Origin of the sequence: Mycobacterium sp. 663a-19, from assembly GCF_035616495.1 — a bacterium.
Lineage (GTDB): Bacteria > Actinomycetota > Actinomycetes > Mycobacteriales > Mycobacteriaceae > Mycobacterium.
This window is the reverse complement of sequence record NZ_JAPJAV010000007.1, coordinates 136236-156207: the sequence shown is the minus strand read 5'-3', so window position 1 is coordinate 156207 and position 19972 is coordinate 136236. Positions and strand designations below refer to the sequence as shown.

The 19972-nt window shown below is 69.4% G+C and carries 20 protein-coding genes and 1 pseudogene; 12 read left to right on the top strand and 9 right to left on the bottom strand.

Annotation, left to right across the window (positions count from 1 at the left end):
* The first annotated feature begins 85 nt into the window (after positions 1-85).
* Positions 86-1204, top strand: coding sequence for an epoxide hydrolase (locus tag OQ968_RS14410; RefSeq protein WP_324678908.1), 1119 nt, complete (start codon positions 86-88; stop codon positions 1202-1204).
* Positions 1205-1225: 21 nt separating this feature from the next.
* Here the strand turns inward: OQ968_RS14410 and OQ968_RS14405 are convergent, their stop codons facing one another.
* The gene (locus OQ968_RS14405; RefSeq protein ID WP_324678906.1) at positions 1226-2041 is read right to left on the bottom strand and encodes an oxygenase MpaB family protein; all 816 of its coding nucleotides are present in this window, start codon (positions 2039-2041) and stop codon (positions 1226-1228) included.
* A gap of 52 nt (positions 2042-2093) precedes the next feature.
* Here OQ968_RS14405 and OQ968_RS14400 point away from each other — a divergent pair, with 52 nt between their 5' ends.
* On the top strand, positions 2094-3038 hold the full coding sequence (locus OQ968_RS14400; RefSeq protein WP_324678904.1) for a cobalamin biosynthesis protein: 945 nt from the start codon (positions 2094-2096) through the stop codon (positions 3036-3038).
* Here OQ968_RS14400 and OQ968_RS14395 read toward each other — a convergent pair.
* Genes OQ968_RS14395 through OQ968_RS14385 form a run of 3 tightly spaced genes read right to left on the bottom strand, consistent with a single transcriptional unit; the run spans position 3020 to position 4981 of the window.
* Complete coding sequence (locus OQ968_RS14395; protein ID WP_324678902.1) at positions 3020-3835, bottom strand: SURF1 family protein; 816 nt, start codon at positions 3833-3835, stop codon at positions 3020-3022. The genes OQ968_RS14400 and OQ968_RS14395 overlap by 19 nt on opposite strands.
* Positions 3835-4326 carry a low molecular weight protein-tyrosine-phosphatase gene (locus OQ968_RS14390; protein ID WP_324678900.1) on the bottom strand — a complete coding sequence of 164 codons (492 nt, stop codon included), beginning with the start codon at positions 4324-4326 and terminating at the stop codon, positions 3835-3837. The genes OQ968_RS14395 and OQ968_RS14390 overlap by 1 nt, the downstream gene beginning before the upstream one ends.
* Positions 4319-4981 (bottom strand): HAD-IA family hydrolase, encoded by a 663-nt coding sequence (locus tag OQ968_RS14385; RefSeq protein ID WP_324679230.1) that lies wholly within the window; start codon positions 4979-4981, stop codon positions 4319-4321. The genes OQ968_RS14390 and OQ968_RS14385 overlap by 8 nt, the downstream gene beginning before the upstream one ends.
* 95 nt (positions 4982-5076) lie before the next feature.
* Between OQ968_RS14385 and OQ968_RS14380 the strand changes: the two genes are divergently transcribed.
* From OQ968_RS14380 to OQ968_RS14350, 7 genes are read left to right on the top strand one after another with little or no spacing between them, the layout of a single operon-like run.
* Complete coding sequence (locus tag OQ968_RS14380) at positions 5077-5298, top strand: antitoxin (protein WP_324678898.1); 222 nt, start codon at positions 5077-5079, stop codon at positions 5296-5298.
* Entirely contained in the window at positions 5295-5678 is a 384-nt protein-coding gene (locus tag OQ968_RS14375) for a type II toxin-antitoxin system VapC family toxin (protein ID WP_324678896.1), read from the top strand. The genes OQ968_RS14380 and OQ968_RS14375 overlap by 4 nt, the downstream gene beginning before the upstream one ends.
* A gap of 22 nt (positions 5679-5700) precedes the next feature.
* Complete coding sequence (cobC, locus tag OQ968_RS14370) at positions 5701-6732, top strand: Rv2231c family pyridoxal phosphate-dependent protein CobC (protein WP_324678894.1); 1032 nt, start codon at positions 5701-5703, stop codon at positions 6730-6732.
* Positions 6729-7847 carry a Nif3-like dinuclear metal center hexameric protein gene (locus tag OQ968_RS14365; protein WP_324678891.1) on the top strand — a complete coding sequence of 373 codons (1119 nt, stop codon included), beginning with the start codon at positions 6729-6731 and terminating at the stop codon, positions 7845-7847. Before cobC ends, OQ968_RS14365 begins: the two co-directional genes overlap by 4 nt.
* A gap of 10 nt (positions 7848-7857) precedes the next feature.
* Positions 7858-8595, top strand: a complete 738-nt coding sequence (locus OQ968_RS14360; RefSeq protein ID WP_324678889.1) for a zinc ribbon domain-containing protein — start codon at positions 7858-7860, stop codon at positions 8593-8595.
* Positions 8592-9698: a bifunctional RNase H/acid phosphatase gene (locus tag OQ968_RS14355; protein ID WP_324678887.1), complete on the top strand. Its 1107-nt coding sequence runs from the start codon at positions 8592-8594 to the stop codon at positions 9696-9698. Before OQ968_RS14360 ends, OQ968_RS14355 begins: the two co-directional genes overlap by 4 nt.
* A 20-nt stretch (positions 9699-9718) precedes the next feature.
* The gene (locus tag OQ968_RS14350) at positions 9719-10300 is read left to right on the top strand and encodes a TetR-like C-terminal domain-containing protein (protein WP_324678885.1); all 582 of its coding nucleotides are present in this window, start codon (positions 9719-9721) and stop codon (positions 10298-10300) included.
* A gap of 12 nt (positions 10301-10312) precedes the next feature.
* On the opposite strand, the gene OQ968_RS14345 is transcribed toward OQ968_RS14350, so the two are convergent.
* From OQ968_RS14345 to OQ968_RS14330, 4 genes and pseudogenes are all read right to left on the bottom strand, one after another.
* Positions 10313-11530 (bottom strand): cytochrome P450, encoded by a 1218-nt coding sequence (locus OQ968_RS14345; RefSeq protein ID WP_324678883.1) that lies wholly within the window; start codon positions 11528-11530, stop codon positions 10313-10315.
* Positions 11523-13247, bottom strand: a complete 1725-nt coding sequence (locus tag OQ968_RS14340) for an N-acyl-D-amino-acid deacylase family protein (protein ID WP_324678881.1) — start codon at positions 13245-13247, stop codon at positions 11523-11525. Before OQ968_RS14340 ends, OQ968_RS14345 begins: the two co-directional genes overlap by 8 nt.
* Positions 13241-14428 (bottom strand): amidohydrolase family protein, encoded by a 1188-nt coding sequence (locus tag OQ968_RS14335; protein ID WP_324678879.1) that lies wholly within the window; start codon positions 14426-14428, stop codon positions 13241-13243. Before OQ968_RS14335 ends, OQ968_RS14340 begins: the two co-directional genes overlap by 7 nt.
* 287 nt (positions 14429-14715) lie before the next feature.
* Positions 14716-14898, bottom strand: a pseudogene (locus OQ968_RS14330) (hypothetical protein); the annotation flags it as partial.
* A gap of 157 nt (positions 14899-15055) precedes the next feature.
* Between OQ968_RS14330 and OQ968_RS14325 the strand changes: the two are divergent.
* From OQ968_RS14325 to OQ968_RS14315, 3 genes are all read left to right on the top strand, one after another.
* On the top strand, positions 15056-18229 hold the full coding sequence (locus OQ968_RS14325) for an AAA family ATPase (RefSeq protein WP_324679228.1): 3174 nt from the start codon (positions 15056-15058) through the stop codon (positions 18227-18229).
* A 69-nt stretch (positions 18230-18298) separates the two neighbouring features.
* Complete coding sequence (locus OQ968_RS14320; RefSeq protein ID WP_324678875.1) at positions 18299-18556, top strand: hypothetical protein; 258 nt, start codon at positions 18299-18301, stop codon at positions 18554-18556.
* A gap of 25 nt (positions 18557-18581) precedes the next feature.
* A complete protein-coding gene (locus OQ968_RS14315; RefSeq protein WP_324678873.1) occupies positions 18582-19205 on the top strand; it encodes an FHA domain-containing protein in 624 nt (207 codons plus the stop codon).
* A gap of 3 nt (positions 19206-19208) precedes the next feature.
* On the opposite strand, the gene OQ968_RS14310 is transcribed toward OQ968_RS14315, so the two are convergent.
* The gene (locus OQ968_RS14310; protein WP_324678870.1) at positions 19209-19970 is read right to left on the bottom strand and encodes a sigma-70 family RNA polymerase sigma factor; all 762 of its coding nucleotides are present in this window, start codon (positions 19968-19970) and stop codon (positions 19209-19211) included.
* Positions 19971-19972: the final 2 nt, after the last annotated feature.

The window sequence follows — 19972 nt, the reverse complement described above, 5'->3', positions numbered from 1 at the left end:
GAGAGCCGCCGGCCGCGTGGACGACTGGAGCCAGGCCGCGCCCACCGGGGTTCGCGCTGCCGACGGTGAATGGTGAGATGAACGGGTGAAGCCGTTTCGCATCGACGTGTCCGATGACGTTCTCGACGATCTGCGCTCGCGGTTGGCGCGCACCCGTTGGCCCGAAGCCGAGTGCGTGGACGACTGGAGCCAGGGCATCCCGTTGGCCTACACCCGCGAGCTCGCCGACTACTGGGCCAACGAATACGACTGGCGGTCGCGGGAGGCCGCGCTCAACCGCTTCGACCAGTTCGTCACCGAGATCGACGGATTGGACATTCATTTCGTCCACCAACGCTCCCCGCATGAGGATGCCTTCCCGCTGGTGATCACGCACGGCTGGCCGGGCTCAATTGTGGAGTTCCACAAGGTGATTGAGCCGCTGACCAACCCGGCGTCGGGACGCGCCGAGGACGCCTTTCACGTCGTCTGCCCGTCGCTTCCGGGGTACGGGTTTTCGGGCAAGCCCACCCGCACCGGGTGGGGCGTGGAGAGGATCGCCGAGGCGTGGGAGACGCTGATGGGCCGCCTCGGCTACGACCGCTACGGCGCCCAGGGCGGCGACTGGGGCGCGGCCGTCACCACCCAGCTGGGCCGAAACCGCGGCCGCTGCGCGGCCATTCACCTGAACATGGCGATCGGCGCGCCCACCAAGGAGGCGCTGAGCAATCCCACCGAGGAGGAGAAGGCGGCCATGGCCCAGCTGGCCGAGCACCGCAAGTGGGGCACCGGCTATTCCAAGCAGCAGTCCACCCGGCCGCAGACGCTGGGCTACGGGCTGGTCGATTCGCCCGCGGGACAGCTGGCGTGGATCGTCGAAAAGTTCTGGGCCTGGTCGGATTGCGACGGACATCCCGAGAAGGCGTTCAGCCGCGACGAGCTGCTCGACAACGTGATGGTGTACTGGGTGACCGCAACCGCCGCCTCCTCGGCGCGCCTGTATTGGGAGAGCTTCCGGGTCTGGGGGCAGATGGAGCGCGTCGAATTGCCCACGGGCGTAGCGGCTTTCCCCAAAGAGCTGCTGAAGGCGCCGCGGAGCTGGTGCGAGCCGGCCTACAACATCACCCACTGGACCGACATGCCGCGCGGGGGGCACTTCGCCGCGTTCGAGCAGCCCGAGCTGTTCGTCGAGGACCTGCGGGCGTTTTTCGCGACGGTGCGCTGAGGCGCCCGCATGGCGCGACACCTACACGATGCGCCAACCGCGTCGCGCGCGAAATCGCATGTCCCACAGGTAGAGCTGATAGCCGAAGATCCACGCCCGGTGCGGGATCAACCTGTCGGCCAGCCGCAGCGCGGCCAGGAGCCATTCGAACCGGCGCTGCTGATTTTCCGACCAGTCCAGCTTCATCATCGCCCGGAACTCGGGGGCCAAAAACCCCGTCGTCGCAAACAAATTGAGCCGCCCGGCCAGCGCTCGCAACGGCAAGGGCAGGAAGGCCATCGAGGCCACCCCGCGCAGGTGCTCGCGCACCGGCGGGTCGATGTGCAGCTCGTCGAGCGAGCGCTTCCAGTACTCGTCGAAGGCGACCCGGTCCGGCGGCCACATCCGCTCGGGCACCTGCAGCGTGGTCCCCAGCCGCTTGGCGTCGCGATAGACGGCGTCCGCGGTGGCGTCGTCGAGCGGGCCGTGCAGGAACTCGTGCTGGTCGACGAAGTAGCGGTACAGGCACGCCGCCACCCACAGCTGCAACTTGGGGTCGAACGCGTTGTAGGACACCGGGCTGGACGACGTGGACCGCACCTGCCGGTGCGCGATGTCCACGGCGCCGCGAATCAGCGCCCGGTCGGACTCCGTGCCGATGGTCGCCACCGCCAGGTAGGTGCCCGTGGTGCGGGCCCGTTTGAACGGATGCTTGTAGACGTTGCCGCTGTCCACCGGGCTTTCCAGCACGCCATAACCGACGCCCGGCAACGACAACTGCATGATCACGTTCGCGGCCGGTAACAACACCGCGGCCGGGTTCAGCAGGTCGGCAATCCGGGTTGCGTGCCGCTTCATCGCGAAACTCGCCTCATGTAATCGAGTACACCACGTGTGAGACGCTGCGGGAATGTTCGCGACCCGGGCCCGCGCCGCCGGCGTGCTGGCCGGCTACCTGGCCGACCTCGCGCTGGGCGACCCGGCGCGGGGGCATCCGGTCGCGCTGTTCGGCCGGGCCGCCGCCGCGCTGGAGCGGGTCACCTACCGCGACACCAAGGCCGCCGGCGCGGTCCACGTGGGCCTGGTCGTCGGCGCCGTGGGCCTGCTCGGTGCGGCGGTGCAATCGGCCGCCGCCCGCCGGGGCCCGCCCTGGTCGATCGCCGCGACCGCCGCGGCCACCTGGATCTGTCTGGGCGGAACGTCGTTGGCGCACACCGGGGTGGCGATGTCGCGGCTGCTGGAACGCGGCGACATCGAGGGGGCGCGACGGCTGCTGCCGTCGCTGTGCGGGCGCGACCCGGATCGGCTGGACGGCCCGGGCCTGACGCGCGCGGCCCTGGAGTCGGTCGCGGAGAACACGTCCGACGCCCAGGTGACGCCGCTGCTGTGGGCGGCGGCCGGCGGCGCGCCCGCGGTGCTGGCATACCGCGCCATCAACACCCTGGATTCGATGATCGGTTATCGCTCGCCGCGGTACATCCGATTCGGTTGGGCCGCAGCGCGATTGGACGACGTGGCCAACTACGCGGGCGCCCGCGCGACGGCGGGGCTGGTGGCGTTGTGCGCACCGCTGGTCAGCGGGTCGGCGTCGGGCGCGCTGCGGGCCTGGCGCGCCGACGCGTCGCGTCATCCCAGCCCCAACGCCGGCGTCGTCGAGGCGGCCTTCGCCGGGGCGCTGCGCGTGCGGCTCGGCGGCCCCACCCAGTACCGCCACGAGCTGCAGATCCGCCCCACCCTGGGCGACGGCCCGCAGCCCACGGTGGCCGACCTGCGCCGCGCGGTCGCGCTGTCACGGGCGGTGCAGGCAGTCGCGGCGCTGCTCGTCGCCGCGTCCGTTTACCGCCGCCGCCCGTAGCGGTCGGCGAGTTTCTCCTCGACCGTCATCGGGCTCTCCGAAGCCTCGGCGACCGACGCCCTTTCCCGGCGGCGGGCACGGATTTCCGAGTACGCGAAGTAGCCCAGCCCGATCGGGGCCAGGATGCCGAACAGAATCCACTGGATGCCGTAGGACAGGAACGGCCCGGCGTCCAGGCGCGGGACGCCGATCACGCCGAGCCCGCCGGGCTGGTTTTCCACCAACTGCAGATAGGAGCCGGCCAGCGGGATCTTGGTCAGCGCCGAAACCTGCCCGGTGTTGATCGAATACACCTGCTGGAAACCGTCTCTGGTGAACGGGTCCTTGCCCGGCACGAGCGGCTCCGAATCCCGCAGCCGCGCCGTCAGGGTCACGGTCCCGGCGGGCGGCGGCGGGATCGGCGGCAGATGCGAACCCTCCTCGGGTCGCACATAGCCCCGGTCGACCAGGACGGTGGGCCCATCGTCGACGACGAACGGGACCAGCACCTCGAACGCCTGCTCTGCGTCGACGACCCGCAACCGGGCCAGCACAGCGACGTCGGTGTAGTGACCGGTCGCCGTCACCCTGCGCCATTGCGCATCCGGGGCCGACGAATCCTGGTGCGGCAACAGGGTTTTCAGTGGGACGGGCGCGGTGTTGAGGGAGTACTCGATTTGGTGGTTTTCCCGCGAGGTGCGGGTGTTCTTTCCCAGCTGCCACGGCGCGAGCACCATGAAGCACAGGTAGGTGAAGGCGATGACCACCAGGGCCAGCACGATCCAGCCCGGCCGCAGCAGAAATGCCAAGCGCCGCATCAACCGTGCCCGTTCTGCGCCAGTTGCTCGTCGACCCACTCGTGCAGGCCGGGCAGGGCGGATTCGATGACGGCGAAGACCTCTTCGAAGTCGGCGTGGTCGCCGTAGTAGGGATCCTCGACGTCGGGCACGTACGCGCCCGAGCGCGGGTCGAACGAGCGCAGCATCCGTATCCGGCTCTCGTCGACCCCGAGCTGCTGCAGCATCCACACGTGGTTGCGACCGAGGGCCACCACCAGGTCGGCCGTCAGGTGGTCGGTGTCCAGTTGCGCGGCGCGGTGGTCGGTGGAATAGCCGTGCGCGCGCAGCACCCGGGCGGCCCGCTCGTCGGCGCAGCTGCCGACGTGCCAGTCGCCGGTGCCGGCGCTGGTCACCCGCACCGCGTCGCCCAGGCCTCGCCGCCGCAGCTGCTCGGCGAACATCTTCTCGGCCATCGGCGAGCGGCAGATGTTGCCGGTGCAGACAAACGTGACGTGCAGCGGTTTAGACACCCAGCGCCCTCCGCAGGTCGGCGACGGTGGCGGCGTGCGTCACCCGGCCGTCGGGCGCGCCGTTGTGGTCCGCGAAGTCGTCCCGGCCGTAGCCCCAGCCGACCACCACGGCCTCGATCCCGTGCGCGGCCGCCCCGTCCACGTCGTGGCTGCGGTCGCCGACCATGAGCACCCTCTCGGGCAGCGGCCGCAGCTGGGCCAGCGCGTGCGCGAGCACCTCCTCCTTGGTCTTGCGGGATCCGTCGGGACTCGCGCCGGCGACGACGTCGAAATACCGGTCGAGATCGAAGTGGGCGAGGATGCGCCGTGCCGTCGGCTCCAGCTTGGAGGTGGCCACCGCGAGCCGGACGCCGGCGGCGCGCAGGTCGGCCAGCAGGGTGGCGATCCCGTCGAACAGCGTGTTCATCGCCCAGCCTCGGGCGCCGTACTCGGCCCTGAACGCCGCGATCGCCGCGTCGGCGTGCTCGCCGAGCCCCATCGCGCGGAACGTGTCGTCCATCGGCGGGCCGACGATCCTTGCGGCCAGGTCACCCTCGGGCACCGCGACCCCGACGTGGCCGAGCGCGTGCAGGAAGCTGGCGACGATCCCCTCGGCGGAGTCGGTGAGGGTGCCGTCGAGATCGAAGATCACCAGCTGGGGTGCAGCCGACATCATGTCTGTCACGCTCCCATTGTCGGTGATCGGACGACAGCCCACTCGACGCTCGCGCGGTGTTCGCTAGTTGCTAGCAGTCTGCTAGCATAGCGATCGTGAAGACCCTGTACCTGCGCAACGTGCCCGACGACGTCGTGGAGCGACTGGAGCGCCTCGCGAAACGCGACAGGACCTCGGTGTCGGCGGTCGCGGTGCGTGAGCTGGCCGAGGCCTCTCGCCGTGCCGACAACCCCGCCCTTCTCGGGGAGCTTCCCGACGTTGGTGTCGACGCCGCGGAGCTGGTTGCGGACATCGACGCCGAGCGCGCGCGTCGATGATTGTGGTCGACGCCTCGGCGGCGTTGGCGGCGCTGCTCAACGATGGACCGGCTCGGCACCTGATCGGCACCGAGCGGCTACACACCCCGCACCTCATCGATTCGGAAATCGCGAGCGCGTTGCGCAGGCAAGTTCGCAGGAGTCGGCTGAGCGCGGCCAAGGGGTGGGATGTCCTTCGAACATGGCGTCGGTTGGCCGTGACTCGCTATCCCGCCCACGGCCTCTTCGAGCGCATGTGGGAAATCCGCGAGAACTTCTCGGCATACGACGCGACCTATGTCGCCCTGGCGGAAGCCCTCGACTGTGCGCTAGTCACGGCGGACGCACGGTTGGGCCACGCCGGTCAAGCGCGATGCGCGATCACCGTCGTGCCCGGATAGCGGGCGCACTAGTGTTTCACTGATGGCGAGTCTGGATCCGAGCCCGCCTGCCGCGGGTCGCTACCACGGCGATCAGGCCGTCGCGCCGGGAATGCTGGATTTCGCCGTCAACGTCCGACACGCGCAACCACCGGAATGGCTGATGCGGCGGCTGGCCGCGCGGCTGCCGGACCTGGCGCGCTACCCCGGAATCGAGGACCGGCATCGCGCGCAGGACGCCGTCGCCGAACGCCATGGCCGGGCCCGCGACGAGGTGCTGCCCCTGGCCGGGGCGGCGGAGGGGTTCGCGCTGCTGCCCAACCTGGACCCGGCGCGGGCGGTGGTGGTGGCGCCGTCGTTCACCGAGCCGGCGGTGGCACTCGCCGCGGCCGGGGTGCCGGTGCACCAAGTGGTGCTCGAGCCGCCTTTCGGGTTGGACGGTGCCCTGGTGCCCGACGATGCCGACCTGGTGGTGGTGGGCAACCCGACGAATCCCACCTCGGTGCTGCACGGCCGCGAACAGCTGCTGGCATTGCGCCGGCCCGGGCGGATCCTGGTGGTCGACGAGGCGTTCGCCGATTCGGTTCCCGGCGAGCCGGAGTCGTTGGCCGGCTTCTCGTTGCCCGATGTGGTGGTGCTGCGCAGCCTGACCAAGTCCTGGGCGCTGGCCGGGTTGCGGGTGGGATACGCCCTCGGCCCGCCGGAGGTGTTGGCGCGGTTGACCGCCCGGCGGGCGCACTGGCCGGTGGGCACGCTGCAGCTGGACGCCATCGCGGCCTGTTGCGCCGCCGAAGCCGTCGCCGACGGGGCGGCCGACGCGGTGCGGCTGGCGCGGCTGCGAGCGCAGATGGTGGCCGGCCTGAGTTCGGTGGGCGCCGAGGTGGTCGACGGCCGGGCCCCGTTCGTGCTGTTCCGCCGGCCGGATGCGGATCTGATACGAAAGCATCTGCGCGACAAAGGGATTGCGATACGACGCTGTGACACCTTCGTCGGCCTGGGCGAGCAATATTTGCGGGCGGCGGTGCGCCCCGAGTGGCCGCGACTGGTCGAGACGATCGACGAGGTGCGCTCGTGAGCGTGCGGCTTGCCGACGTCATCGAGGTGCTGGACGAGGCCTACCCACCGCGGCTGGCCCAGCCGTGGGATTCGGTCGGCCTGGTGTGCGGTGACCCCGGCGACGTGCTGGGCTCGGTGACCGTCGCCGTCGACGCCACCCCGGGCGTCGTCGACGAGGTTCCCGACGGCGGCCTGCTGCTGGCCCATCACCCGCTGCTGCTGCGCGGGGTGGACACCGTCGCGGCCAGCACCCCGAAGGGCGCGCTGGTGCACCGGCTGATCCGCAGCGGCCGTTCGCTGTTCACCGCGCACACCAATGCCGACTCGGCGTCACCGGGTGTGTCCGACGCGTTGGCCCACGCCCTGGGACTGAGCGTCGACGGCGTGCTCGAGCCGCTGTCCGCGGCGGCCGACCTGGACAAGTGGGTCATCTACGTGCCGCGCGAGAACGCGGAGGCGGTGCGGGCGGCCGTGTTCGACGCCGGCGCCGGCCACATCGGCGACTACTCGCAGTGCAGCTGGAGCGTCAGCGGCATCGGGCAGTTCCTGCCGCACGACGGGGCGAACCCCGCCGTCGGCAGCGTCGGCACCGTCGAGCGGGTGGAGGAGGACCGGTTCGAGGTCGTCGCGCCCGCGAGCGCCCGCGCCGCCGTCTTGGCGGCAATGCGGGCCGCCCATCCCTACGAGGAGCCCGCCTTCGACATCTTCGCGCTGGTGCCCCCGCCCGGCGACGCCGGGCTAGGCCGCATCGGCTCGCTGCCGCAGCCGGAATCGTTGCGCGCCTTCGTCTCCCGCGTCGGGGCCGCGCTGCCGCGGACATCCTGGGGCGTGCGCGCCGCGGGCGACCCCGACATGCCGGTGTCGCGGGTCGCCGTGTGCGGCGGCGCCGGGGACTCGCTGCTGGCCGCCGCGGCAGGCGCGGACGTCCAGGCCTACGTCACGGCCGATCTGCGGCACCATCCGGCCGACGAGCATCGCCGGGCCTCGGGCGTGGCCCTGATCGACGTCGCGCACTGGGCCAGCGAGTTCCCCTGGTGCAACCAGGCCGCCGACCTGCTGCGGTCGCGTTTCGGAGCGGCGCTGCCGGTGCGGGTGAGCACGCTGCGCACCGACCCGTGGAACCTCGGCGACTAGGGGGGAGATCATGAAAGCTGAAGTGGCGCAGCAACAGTCGCTACTCGAGCTGTCGAAGCTGGACGCCGAGCTGTCCCGCATCGCACACCGCGCCGCCCACCTGCCGCAGCGGGAGGCATATGCGCGGCTGCAGTCCGAGCACACCGCGGCCAGCGACCGGCTCGCGACGATGCGAATCGCGGTGGAGGACTTGGACGCCCAGGTCTCGCGATTCGAGTCCGAGATCGATGCCGTGTGCCGGCGCGAAGACCGCGACCGGGAATTGCTCAAGTCGGGTGCGGCCGACGCCAAGCAGTTGACGGATCTGCAGCACGAGCTGGAGACGCTGGTGCGACGCCAGACCAGCCTCGAGGATTCGCTGCTGGAGGTGATGGAGCGCCGCGAGGAGTTGCAGACCCAGTTGGCCGCCGAGCAGCGCGCGATCGAGGCGCTGCAGGCCGACCTGGTCAGCGCCCAGCAGGAACTCGATGCCGCGCTGGCCGAACTCGACGAGGCCCGCCACGAACATTCGTCGCGCCGCGACGCATTGACCGCGGCCCTGGACCCCGACCTGTCGGCGCTGTACGAGCGACAGCGCGCCAGGGGAGGGGCGGGCGCCGGGCCGCTGCTGGGGCACCGGTGCGGCGCCTGCCGGATCGAGATCGGCCGCGGGGAGCTGTCCCGCATCTCGGCCGCCGCCGAAGACGAACTGGTGCGCTGCCCCGAATGCGGTGCGATCCTGTTGCGGGTCAAGGGATTCGAGCGGTGAAGGTTGTCATCGAGGCCGACGGCGGGTCGCGCGGCAACCCCGGACCCGCCGGATACGGCGCGGTGGTGCGCACCGAGGACCGCTCGGCCGTGCTCGCCGAGACCAAGCAGGCCATCGGCCACGCGACCAACAACGTCGCCGAATATCGTGGCCTGATAGCCGGTTTGGACGACGCCCTGAAACTGGGCGCGACGGAGGCCGAGGTCTTCCTGGATTCCAAGCTGTTGGTGGAGCAGATGTCCGGGCGGTGGAAGGTCAAACACCCCGACCTCGTCGCGCTGCACGCCGAGGCCCGACGGCTGGCGTCGCGGTTCCAGCGGATCAGCTACGCGTGGGTTCCGCGTGCGAGCAACTCGCACGCGGACCGGTTGGCCAACGAGGCCATGGACGCCGCGGCCGGCATCGAAGAGGAGGAACCGGTGCCGGTTGCCGACGAGCCCGCGAAAGCCGCCGCCCACGCCCCAACGGCGCCCGGCTGGACCGGGGCGCGCGGCAAGCCGACCCGGCTGCTGTTGCTGCGGCACGGGCAGACCGAGTTGTCGGTGGAACGCCGCTACTCGGGCCGCGGCAACCCGGCGCTCACCGAGGTGGGGCGCCGACAGGCCGACGCCGCGGCCCGGTACATGGCGCACCGCGGCGGGATCGCCGCGGTGCTGTCCTCGCCGCTGCAACGCGCCTACGACACCGCGGCGATCGCCGCCAAGGCGCTGGGCCTGGACGTCACCGTCGACGACGACTTGATCGAGACCGACTTCGGGTCCTGGGAGGGGCTGACGTTCGCCGAGGCCTCCCAACACGATCCGGAGCTGCACCGCCGCTGGTTGCGGGACACCAGCACCACCCCGCCGGGCGGCGAGAGCTTCGACGGCGTGCTGGACCGCGTGCTTCGGGTGCGGGACCGGATCGTCGCCGCGCACCAGGGCACGACGGTGCTGGTGGTGTCGCACGTGACACCGATCAAGATGCTGCTGCGCCTCGCGCTGGACGCCGGGCCGGGTGTGCTGTATCGGCTGCACCTCGACCTGGCGTCGTTGAGCATCGCCGAATTCTATTCCGACGGCGCATCTTCAGTGCGGTTGGTCAACCAGACCGCGTATTTATAATCGGTGCAAGGAGGGCATCGATGCAGCCGGCGCAACGACTCCAGGAGACCATTCCCGCCGACGTCCGGGCGCGGGTGATGCCGGCGGTGCTCGACGAACTGGTCCGTTGGGGTGTCGAGCGGTTCAGCATCGAGGCCCTGGCGGAGCGCCACCGGCTCGACGCGGCGATGGTCTACAAGTACTGGGGCGATCGCCGGCATCTCATTGTCGATGCGGCCCTCACCGACGTCGAGAACATCAGCTGGGAGACCGATACCGGCTCGCTGCGCGGGGACCTACTGGCTTTGGCCCGCACGGTGGCCGATCGGATCAACGCCGAGATCGGCCGAACCTTGTTGCGGGCCTTGGTCATGGACGGCCGCGGGTATCACGACGAAGAAACCCGGATGAGGTTCTGGCGGGTGTATTTCGCCGCCGTGCGCGCGGTCGTGGATCGGGCCAGGGAGCGCGGCGAAGTGCGCGATGGCGTGAACACGCTGGCCGCCGTGCAGATTGTCCTGGCCCCGCTGAACATTCGCGCCCTTTACACCGACGCGCCCATCGACGACGGCTACTGCGTGGCCGTCGCCGACATGGCGTGGCATGCGCTCGTCCGCAGATAACGTCAGATAACGTCACGCCGGAGTGAACTCGACGGGCAGCCGCGCCGGCGACCGGAACGCCACCCCCACCACATGCGGCGCCGGGGCGCCCGCATCCAGCCGCAGGTCCGGCAGCCGATCCAGCAGCGCGTTGATCGCCACCGCCGCCTCCATCCGCGCCAGATGCATGCCCAGGCAGAGGTGGGGGCCGCCGCCGAACGTCAGGTGCGCGATGTTGCGGCGGGTGGGATCGAAGCGGTCCGGGTCCGGGTAGCGCGTCGGGTCCCGGTTGGCGGCCGCGACGCTGACATTGACGTTCGTTCCGGCCGGAATCGCGACCCCGCCGACCTCGCAGTCGCGGGCCGCCCGTCGCACCACCGTGGTGATCGGCGGCTCCCAGCGCAACGCCTCCTCGAAGGCGCCGCGCAGCATGCCGCGATCGGCCCGCAGCGCATCCATCAGGGCTGGCTGCGTGAGCAGCGCGACCAGCAGGTTGCCCGAGGCGCGGTAGGTCGTCTCGACGCCGGCGGGCAGGATCAGCAGCAGGAACGCGAAGATCTCGTCGTCGCTCAGGCGCGCGCCGTCGATCTCCGACTCCGCCAGCGTGCTGATCAGGTCGTCTCGCGGGCGCCGCCGCCGCTCGGCGAGGATCTCGGCGAGGTAGGCCTTCAGGGTGGCGGAGGCCGCGAGGCCGCGCTCCCAGTCGTAGACCACGTTGAGCAACTCGATCGACAGCCGCTGGAAGCGCAGGTAGTCCTGGCGCGGCAGGCCCATGATCCGCGCGATGACCTGCACCGGAAACGCGAAGGTGAATTCGCGGGCCAGCTCGGCCCGGCCGCGGGGCGCGAACCGGTCGATCAGCTCGTGGACCACGACCTCCACCAGCTCGCTGCGCCACCGCTCCAGCAGCGCAGTGCGGAACGACGGCGACACCAGGGCGCGGCTGGCGCGATGCTCGGCCCCCTCGAGTTCGAGCAGGGTGCGGCCCATGACCGGGCCCATGATCTGGTCGTAAATCGACGACGAGAAGGTGTCGGGATGGGTGAGCACCGTCTGGCACTCGTCGTAGCCGAGCACCGTCACCCCGAGGTCGCCGACCTGCTGGGAGCTGGTCTCCGCGAACGGGTTTCCCAGCATCACCCGGTGCCGCTCGCGGGCGTCGCGCAGCCGCTCGTGCACGTTTTCGACCTGCATGAGCAGCCCGGTCTGCAGTTCGACCGGGTCGAATTCGTCGAGCGCGGGGTCAGCCATGGGCCGGTACCGTCTCGGTGTCGCGCCCGGACCGCAGCACGGTGCCGGGCAGGGCGCCGGTGGCGACGCCGTCGTGACACACCTCGATGCCACCGACCCACACCGAGGTGATCCCGTGGGCGTCGGCGACCAGGCGGGGCGCGCCCGACGGCAGGTCATAGCGGGTGCGCTCGGGCCCGTGGTCGATGGTCGCGGGGTCGAACAACACCAGGTCGGCATGCCAGCCGGGCGTGATCCGGCCGCGCCCGGTCAGCCCGTAGAACCGGGCGGGCACGTCGGTGATCAACCGGACGGCCTCCTCGAGCGTCACCACCCCGTGTTTGCGGACGCCGCGGCCCAGCAGCGACGTCGTGTAGATCGCGCCGCACATCATGTCGAGGTGGGCCCCGGCGTCCGAACCGCCGATCACCGCGCCCGGGTGACGCCACACCTGCGCGCGGGCCCGCCAGTCGGCCGGGTCGTCGCCGGTCAGCGGGGGAGACAGGCCGGTGCGCAGCTCGTCGGCGATCACGATGTCGCACAGCGTGTCGAATGGCTCGCCGCCGCGGGCGGCGGCCACCTCGCCGACGCTGCGCCCCGTCGCGTCGGCATTCTCGGGCGCGAACGTCTCGACGATGAGCAGCCGATCCCACTGCGCCAGCCCGCGCAGCATGCCCGCCTCCTTCGACGAGGCGCCCTCGGCCAGGCGGCGGCGGGTCGGCGGGTCGGCAAGCGCGGCAAGCCTTTCCGGCACCGGCAGGTGCATGGTGTCGCGCCAGCCCGGCAGCCCGTCGAGCACGAAGCCGGACAGGAACGAGAGCCGGATCTTCATCGCCTGCGGCAGCGTCAGCGCCACCACCCGGCCGCCGCGCCGGGCGGCGATTTCGAACGCGCGCAGCTGTTTTTCGTGCCCCGCCGGATTCGCCGCCGAGACGCCGAGCAGGTTCCAGTTCAGCGGCCGGTCGGCGGCCACCGACATGTCGGTGAGCAGCGCGATGTCGTCGTCGGTGAACCCCGACAGGCAGCCGGGGATGATCGCCTCGAGCGTGGTGCCCGGATGGTCGCGCAGGCCGCCCGCGAGCTTGACCAGCTCGTCTCGCGAGGCGCTGCGCGACGGCACCGGCTGGCCGGCGCCGTCGTTGTGGGTCGGCGACTGCGAGGTCGAAAGCCCGAGCGCCCCGGCGTCCAGCGCGTCGTGCAGCGCCGCGACCATCTTTTCGATCTGGGCCGGTGTGGCCTCGCCGCCGACGGCGTCGTCGCCCATGGCGGCCAGCCGCAGCGCCGAGTGACCGACCAGGAAGCCGGCATTGACGGCGGTGCGGCCGTCGAGGCGGCCGAGCCAGTCGCCGAATGACGCCCATTCCCAGTCGAGTCCGGCGCGCAGCGCGTCCAGCGGCATCCCCTCCACCCGCGCGAGCATCCGGGTGAGGTAGTCGTGCTGGTCGGGCGCAGTGGGTGCCAGCGTGAAACCGCAGTTGCCGCCGAAGACCGTCGTGACCCCGTGCTGGATCGACGGGCTCGCGGTGGGGTCCCAGAACAGCTGCGCATCGTAGTGGGTGTGCAAGTCGACGAAGCCCGGCGCGAGTGTCTGCCCTTGGGCGTCAACGGTTTTCGCCGCCGCGTCATCGACCTCGCCCACGGCGGCGATGCGTCCGTTGCTGACGCCGACGTCGCCGCGGCGGGCGGGTGCGCCGGTGCCGTCGACGATCTGGGCGTCGCGAATGAGCAGATCTAACATGCGAGCCACTCCTCGTCGGGTAGCGGATGGCGGAACAGCTGCGCCGCGTTGCGGTGGGTGATCCGGGCCGCGTCGTCCGCCGACAGCCCGGCGACGTTGCGCGCCACGACTTCTTGGGTGTCGGGCCAGGTCGAGTCGGCGTGCGGGTAGTCGCTCTCGACGAGGATGCGGTCGGTGCCGATCGCGTCCAGCGCGCCGAACGCGTGCGGGTCGTCGATCGAGCAGAACCAGAAGTTGCGCCGCAGTACCTCGCTGGGCAGCAGGTCGCCCTTCCACGCCCCGCCCTCGTGGCCCGAAGCCGAGTGCGCCAGAACATAATCCGCGCGGTCGCCCAGCATGGCCGCCCAGCCCAGGCCGCCCTCGGCCAGGGTGAAGCTCAGCCCTGGAAACCGCACCGGGATGCCCGACCACAGCATGTCCGCGCAGGCGACCAGGCCGTTGACCGGGAACAGCGTGGTGATGGTCTCGAACGGGGTGTCCGGGGCCGGGATCGGCGCCCACTGCGCCGAACCCGTGTGCAGGCACACGACGGTGCCGGTCTCCTCGCAGGCGGCGAAGAACGGATCCCACACGCCGCTGTGCAGGCTGGGCAGGGCGCACTGGGCGGGTAGCTCGGGGAAGCTGACCGCCTTGAAGCCACGGGCGGCGTTGCGGCGTACCTCCTCGGGCGCCAGCTGCGGGTCGGCCAGCCACGGCAGCTGCAGCGGGATGATCCGCTCCGGGTAGCTGCCGGCCCACACCTCGAGGTGCCAGTCGTTCCAGGCCCGCAGCGTCGCCAGCCCCAGCTCCAGGTCGTCGCTCTTCCAGAACACGGTTCCCGCGAACCCGGCGATCAGCGACGGGAAGTTCAACGACGCCCAGATGCCGGCGAGGTCCATGTCGGCGATGCGGGCGTCGATATCCCAACAGCCGCGGCGCATCTCGTCGAAGCGGGCGGCCTCCATGCTCCATTCCTCGTGCGGCCGCCCGATCACCGCGTTCAGCCCGATGTTCGGGTACTCCCGGCCCTCATAGCGCCACACCTGGCGCCCGTCGTCGGTCTCCACGACTTTCGGCGCGCGGTCGGCCAGCGCGGCGGGGAGCCGGGCGACGAACATGTCCGGTGGCTCGATGACGTGATCGTCGACCGAGATCACCACGTGCTGTCGCCGCCGGGGATCGGGATCTGGCAGCAGCGCCATAGGTGAAGCTAACGACGGCGGTTGGCGCGTGTCAATGCTATCTATGCAATTTATATAAAGATCGCGCTGGATAGGCCGAATGCGCTTGCCGCACAACCCGAGTCACACCTGCCACTTCTCTCACCGGAGCCGAGGCATAGGCGTTTTGTCCACCTCAGCGCGACAACACCGACGCGCAGCCGCGTACTGGGCCTTTTGCCACCGCGGTGGGCCTGTCGCTCGTAGGCGGACAAACCCATGGTCTCCCTTCGGGCCGTGGCGTGTGTGGCGGATGTTGTCCAGGCCAGCTAACTCAGTCGCTCGATGCCCGGCGGGTCCAGGTATCCGCGTTCGGTCTCTCCGAGCATCTGCTCGATGTCAGGGCTGGGGAATTCATGACGCACGGCGGTGCGGACGGCGCGCAGCTTGGTTTCGAGGTCGCCGCCTGGTTCCGGCTTGCGGGCTTTGCGCAGGGTGCGACGCAGCCAACCGCAGAGGGTCATCCGACGTCGAGGAGGACCTGCAGGCGCTTACTCATGAAATGAATATAAGCAACTCAGAGGACAGTGAGGCGGCGGAATGACGGACATCGTTGACCAGCGGTGACACGATATTGACGTGGACACCAACGGCGACGGTCTTGGCGCACTGACTGCGACGAGCCCTTCGTGCGGGTCGTGTGGCGCAGGGTTGAGCGCGACAGCCAAGTTCTGTAGCGAGTGCGGTGCGCCGGTGGCATACGACACTCGATCCGCGGAGTACAAGCAGGTGACGGTGCTGTTTGCAGACGTCGTCCATTCGATGGACATCGCGGCTGCTGTGGGACCCGAGCGGCTCCGCGAGATCATGGCCGAGCTCGCTGACAGCTGTGCGGCCGTGGTGCGGCGTTACGGAGGCACGGTCGACAAGTTCACCGGTGACGGGATCATGGCCGTGTTCGGTGCGCCAGTGGCGTTGGAGGATCACGCTATTCGAGCCTGCATGGCCGCGCTGGGCGTTCAGGAGCAGGCTAAGCGGCTCGCGGCCGAGGTCCACGATTGCGACGGCTTGGACCTTTGGCTGCGCGTGGGCCTGAACTCCGGTCAAGTGATCGCGGGTGAGATCGGTTCGGGGTCTTTCGGGTACACCGCGATTGGTGAGCAGGTCGGTATGGCCCAGCGGATGGAGTCGGTTGCCCCACCGGGTGGGGTGATGCTGAGCGCATCAACAGCGCGACTGGTTGATGCTGCAGCAGCTTTGGGCGAGCCGGAGACAGTGCACATCAAGGGTGCCGACGAGCCGGTGCCGGCGCGGCGGCTGTTTGGGATAAACGAACGACGTCGCGACGTCGGTCGTAATGAGTCGACGCTGGTCGGTCGGCGCTGGGAGATGTCCGCCGTCGAGGGTCTGTTGGACCGTGCCGTCGAGGGCCACGGCGCGGTGGTTGGCGTGGTGGGGCCGCCCGGCATCGGCAAGAGCCGTCTCGTCGACGAGACGATTGCGATCGCGCGCAGCCGCGGCATCGAGGTGTTCTCGACATTCGGTGAGTCCCATGCCAGCGATGTGCCGTTTCATGTCGTGGCGCGGCTGTTGCGCGACGCCGCCCGAATATCCGATCTGGACGACGAGACGGCGCGGGCACAGGTGCGCACACAGCTGCCTGACGCCACCGATGAGGATTTGGCGCTGCTTGACGACCTGCTTGGGATTCGGGACCCAGTGGTGCCGCTGCCGAGCATCGATCCCGACGCGCGGCGGCGACGGTTGACCGCGCTGATCAACTCCGTGTCGCTGGCCCGCGCCGAGCCCGTCCTATACGTCATCGAGGATGCGCACTGGATCGACGAGGTCAGCGAGTCGATGCTTTCCGAGTTCCTCACCGTTATCCCGCAAACGCCGTCGATGGTGTTGATCACCTACCGCCCGCAATACCGGGGCGCGCTCGCCAATGTGCCGGGAGCGCAGGCAATTTCGCTGGCACCCTTGAATGACGGAGAAACCGCGGCGCTGCTGGATGAGTTGCTGGGCACCGACCCGTCGGTGGCCGCAATTGGTGCGCTCATCGCCGGACGGGCTGCAGGAAACCCCTTTTTCGCGCAGGAGATGGTCCGCGAACTGGCTGAGCGCGGCGTGCTCGAAGGCGACCGGCACAGCTACGTCTGCCGGAAAGACGCGACCGAGGTCACCGTGCCGGCCACGCTGCAGGCGGCCGTCGCCGCCCGTGTCGACCGCCTCCAGCCTGCCGCCAAGAAGACATTGAACGCCGCGGCAGTAATCGGTTCACGCTTTACCACCGAACTTCTCGCCGCGGTAGGCGATGCCCCTGCTCTCGACGAACTCTTCAAGGCCGAGCTGATCGATCAAGTCCGTTTCACACCCAGCCCGGAGTTCGCCTTCCGGCATCCGTTGATCCGCACCGTGGCCTACGAAGCACAACTGCAATCCGATCGTGCCCGGTTACATCGGCGGCTCGCCGCCGTGATCGAAGCGCGAGATCCGCAACTGGTGGACCAGAACGCGGCATTGATCGCCGGACATCTCGAGGCCGCCGGTGATCTGGACGCCGCCTTCGCCTGGCACATGCGCGCGGCATCGTGGGCGACCAACCGTGAAATCTCTGCGGCCCGACTGAGCTTGGAGCGTGCCATAAAGATCGCGGACGCATTGCCCGCCGGTGGCCCGCAGCGGGCCGCCATGCGCATCGCTCCTCGCACCATGTTGTGCGGAATCGCCTGGCGAGTCCATGTGGACGTCGCCGGTGCCCGCTTTGATGAATTGCGGGAGTTGTGTGCAGCCGCCGGCGACAAGGCGTCACTGGCAATCGCAATGGCGGGGCTGGTGATGGATCACGCGTATCAGGGGCGGCTGCATGAGGCGTCTCAGCTGGCATCGGAGGCGATGACCCTGATCGAGTCGGTGGGCGATCCGACCTTGACGGTAGGGCTGTCCTTCGCGGCCATCTACGCCAAGATTGAGAACGCTGAGTGGACTGACGTGCAGCGGTTGTCACAAAGGGTTATCGACCTGGCCGACGACGATCCGTCCAAAGGCAACTTCATCTTCGGGTCACCCTTAGCGTCCGCCCTGACGTCGCGGGCTCTTGCCCGGTTTTGCCTGGGTCATCCGGGATGGCATGACGACGTGCGGCACGCCTTGGCCATGGCACGAAGCGCCGACCCCATGTCCTACGCCACGGTTGTCACGTATGTCTACTTCCCGGGAATACCGAATGGCATAGTGAGGCCCGATGATTCCGCAGTGCGCGAGATCGAGGATGCCCTGCGGATAGCCGAACGATCCGGTGATGACCTCGCGTTGGCCGAGGCCCGGCTGACGCTGGGCGTTGCGCTGGTGCATCGGCAAACGGCTGCCGAGCATGACCGCGGTCAGCAGCTCCTGGCGAAGGTCAGCGACCAGTTCGTCCGCGGCGGACACAACCTGTGCGACCTACCGATGGTCAGCGTGTATTTAGCGAGGGAGAGGGCTCGCCGGGGAGATCGCGACGACGCAATCGCGATGATGCGCGCTGCCGTCGACCCTCTGTTCCGGGAGGGACGGCTGCTCGCATGGGGACTTACGGCGACGGCTGTTCTGGTGGAGACGTTGCTCGATCACGGATCCGACGATGACATGGTCGAAGCCGAGGCCGCGATCGACCGCGTGGCACGCACCCACGCGGGCGGCTGGGTGGCGGCCGACCTCCTTCTATTGCGGATGCGCGCACTGCTGGCTCGGGCACGGGGCGAAAACGCCGGCTATCGCGACTTTCGGGACCGGTACCGCGATATGGCGACATCGCTCGGTTTCGACGTGCACATCGAGTGGGCCGAGGCGATGCCGTGACCACGTTCGGTCTCACATCGGGTTGCGGTCGGGAATACTTTGCTGCAATCGAGGGACGAGCAGAGAGGGATGCCAGCGATGGTCGTGACACGTGCCGAGGCAGCGCAGTACGTCAAGGACGCCGGAGGCTTGAAGCTTGTCGTTTTCGGTGCCGACGGGCACGAAATCGCCGCGATGTTCGTGCAAGGGTCCGTGACATACGACCAGGAGGAAGCGAGGTTCCTTGCGTTGGCCGACGACGGCCACACCGTGGGGGAGCTGTTCGTGGATGAAACGGTCGTTTACGACGAGAGCACGGATTCTTTTGTCATCCGAGTCGCGGGATAGTTACCGCGGGCTGGGAGGGGCCAAGGTGCCGTCACATTTGGAAGTGTGGAAACCGTCGGGACGGGAGCTTGTCGCGCTCAGCGGTGAGCGAGTGACCGTCGGCAAGGCCCCGACCAATGCCGTGTCGCTCGAACACGACACGACCGTGTCACGCGTCCACGCTGTCCTGGAGAACTTCGGGCAGGCCTGGTCGGTGCGGGATCTGGGCAGCCGCAACGGGACCTATGTCAACGGCGAAAGGATCGTGGCGGAGCGGATACTGCGGTCTGGAGACGAATTGCGGCTCGGCAGCTCACGATTGGTCTTCTGGATGACGAGCGACACCGGCGACGCATCCTTCGATCAAGAAACCGAAACCGGCAGGAACATCCTGCGACCGCCCCGCATGACCCCGCGTGAGCTCGATGTCCTCAAGGCTTTGTGCCGCCCCTTTGTCTCCGATGACCCATTTCCCGAGCCCGCATCGGTTCGCCGGATCGCCGAGGACCTGTTCGTCACGGAGGCCGCCGTCAAGCAACATCTGCAACACCTCTACGACAAGTTCGGCATCAACACGGAGGGAGATCGCCGAGTTCGGCTGGCCAACGCGGCCATCCGGCTCGGGGCCGTCAACCGCTCCATGCTGCGCGACCGCCGTTCGCAACATTGAGCGTTAGGAAACCTTGTCGAGCACCCCGCCACCGAGCATGGCGACGGCGTTGAGGACGCTGCGGCGGTAGTCGTCGCACGTGGAGCACGACTCGATATGGCGCGCAACGCGTTTCCGTATCAGGACGGTGAACTGCTCGTCCCAGCCGGAGAGGTCCGCGGCGAGCTGCGGGCACCCGTGCTGGGCTGCGTGTCGCGCCACCAACAGCGCGCCCAATGAGCGTGCGACGGTGTCGCGCAGCCGTTGCAGCAGCTTCTTGGTGGAGTCGTAGCTCATGCCCAGGGTGTCCGCGAGCTCGGCTGCGGTCATGCCCTTCCGGTAGGAGAGCTCCAGCACATCGCGGTCGCGGTCGGACAATCCGTCCGCCGCCTGGGCGATCAATCGGGCGAGTTCGTTCTGCGCCGTCAGCGTGAACGGACCCGGGCCGGCCGCCGGGTTGTCGGGCAGCTCGTCGAAGGCGCGCTCGCGGCGGCGTTCGGACAGGACACGCAGCGCGGCGCGCCGTGCGATGGCATACAGCCACGGCCGCAGCCTGTCCGCGTTGCGCAGCTTCGGCAGCTCCGCCGACGCGATGCAGAAGACATCTTGCACGCAGTCGGAGGCCGCGTGGCGGTCGCGCAGGATGCCCACGCAATAGGCGTGCAGCGGGCCGGAATAGCGGTTGTAGATGCCGGCCAGCGCCGCGCGATCGCCGGCCGCCGCGGCGCGGGCGAGGTCGGCGTCGCTGACGGTGCGGCTCTTCTGCAGTGTGGCGGTGAAAGTCATGA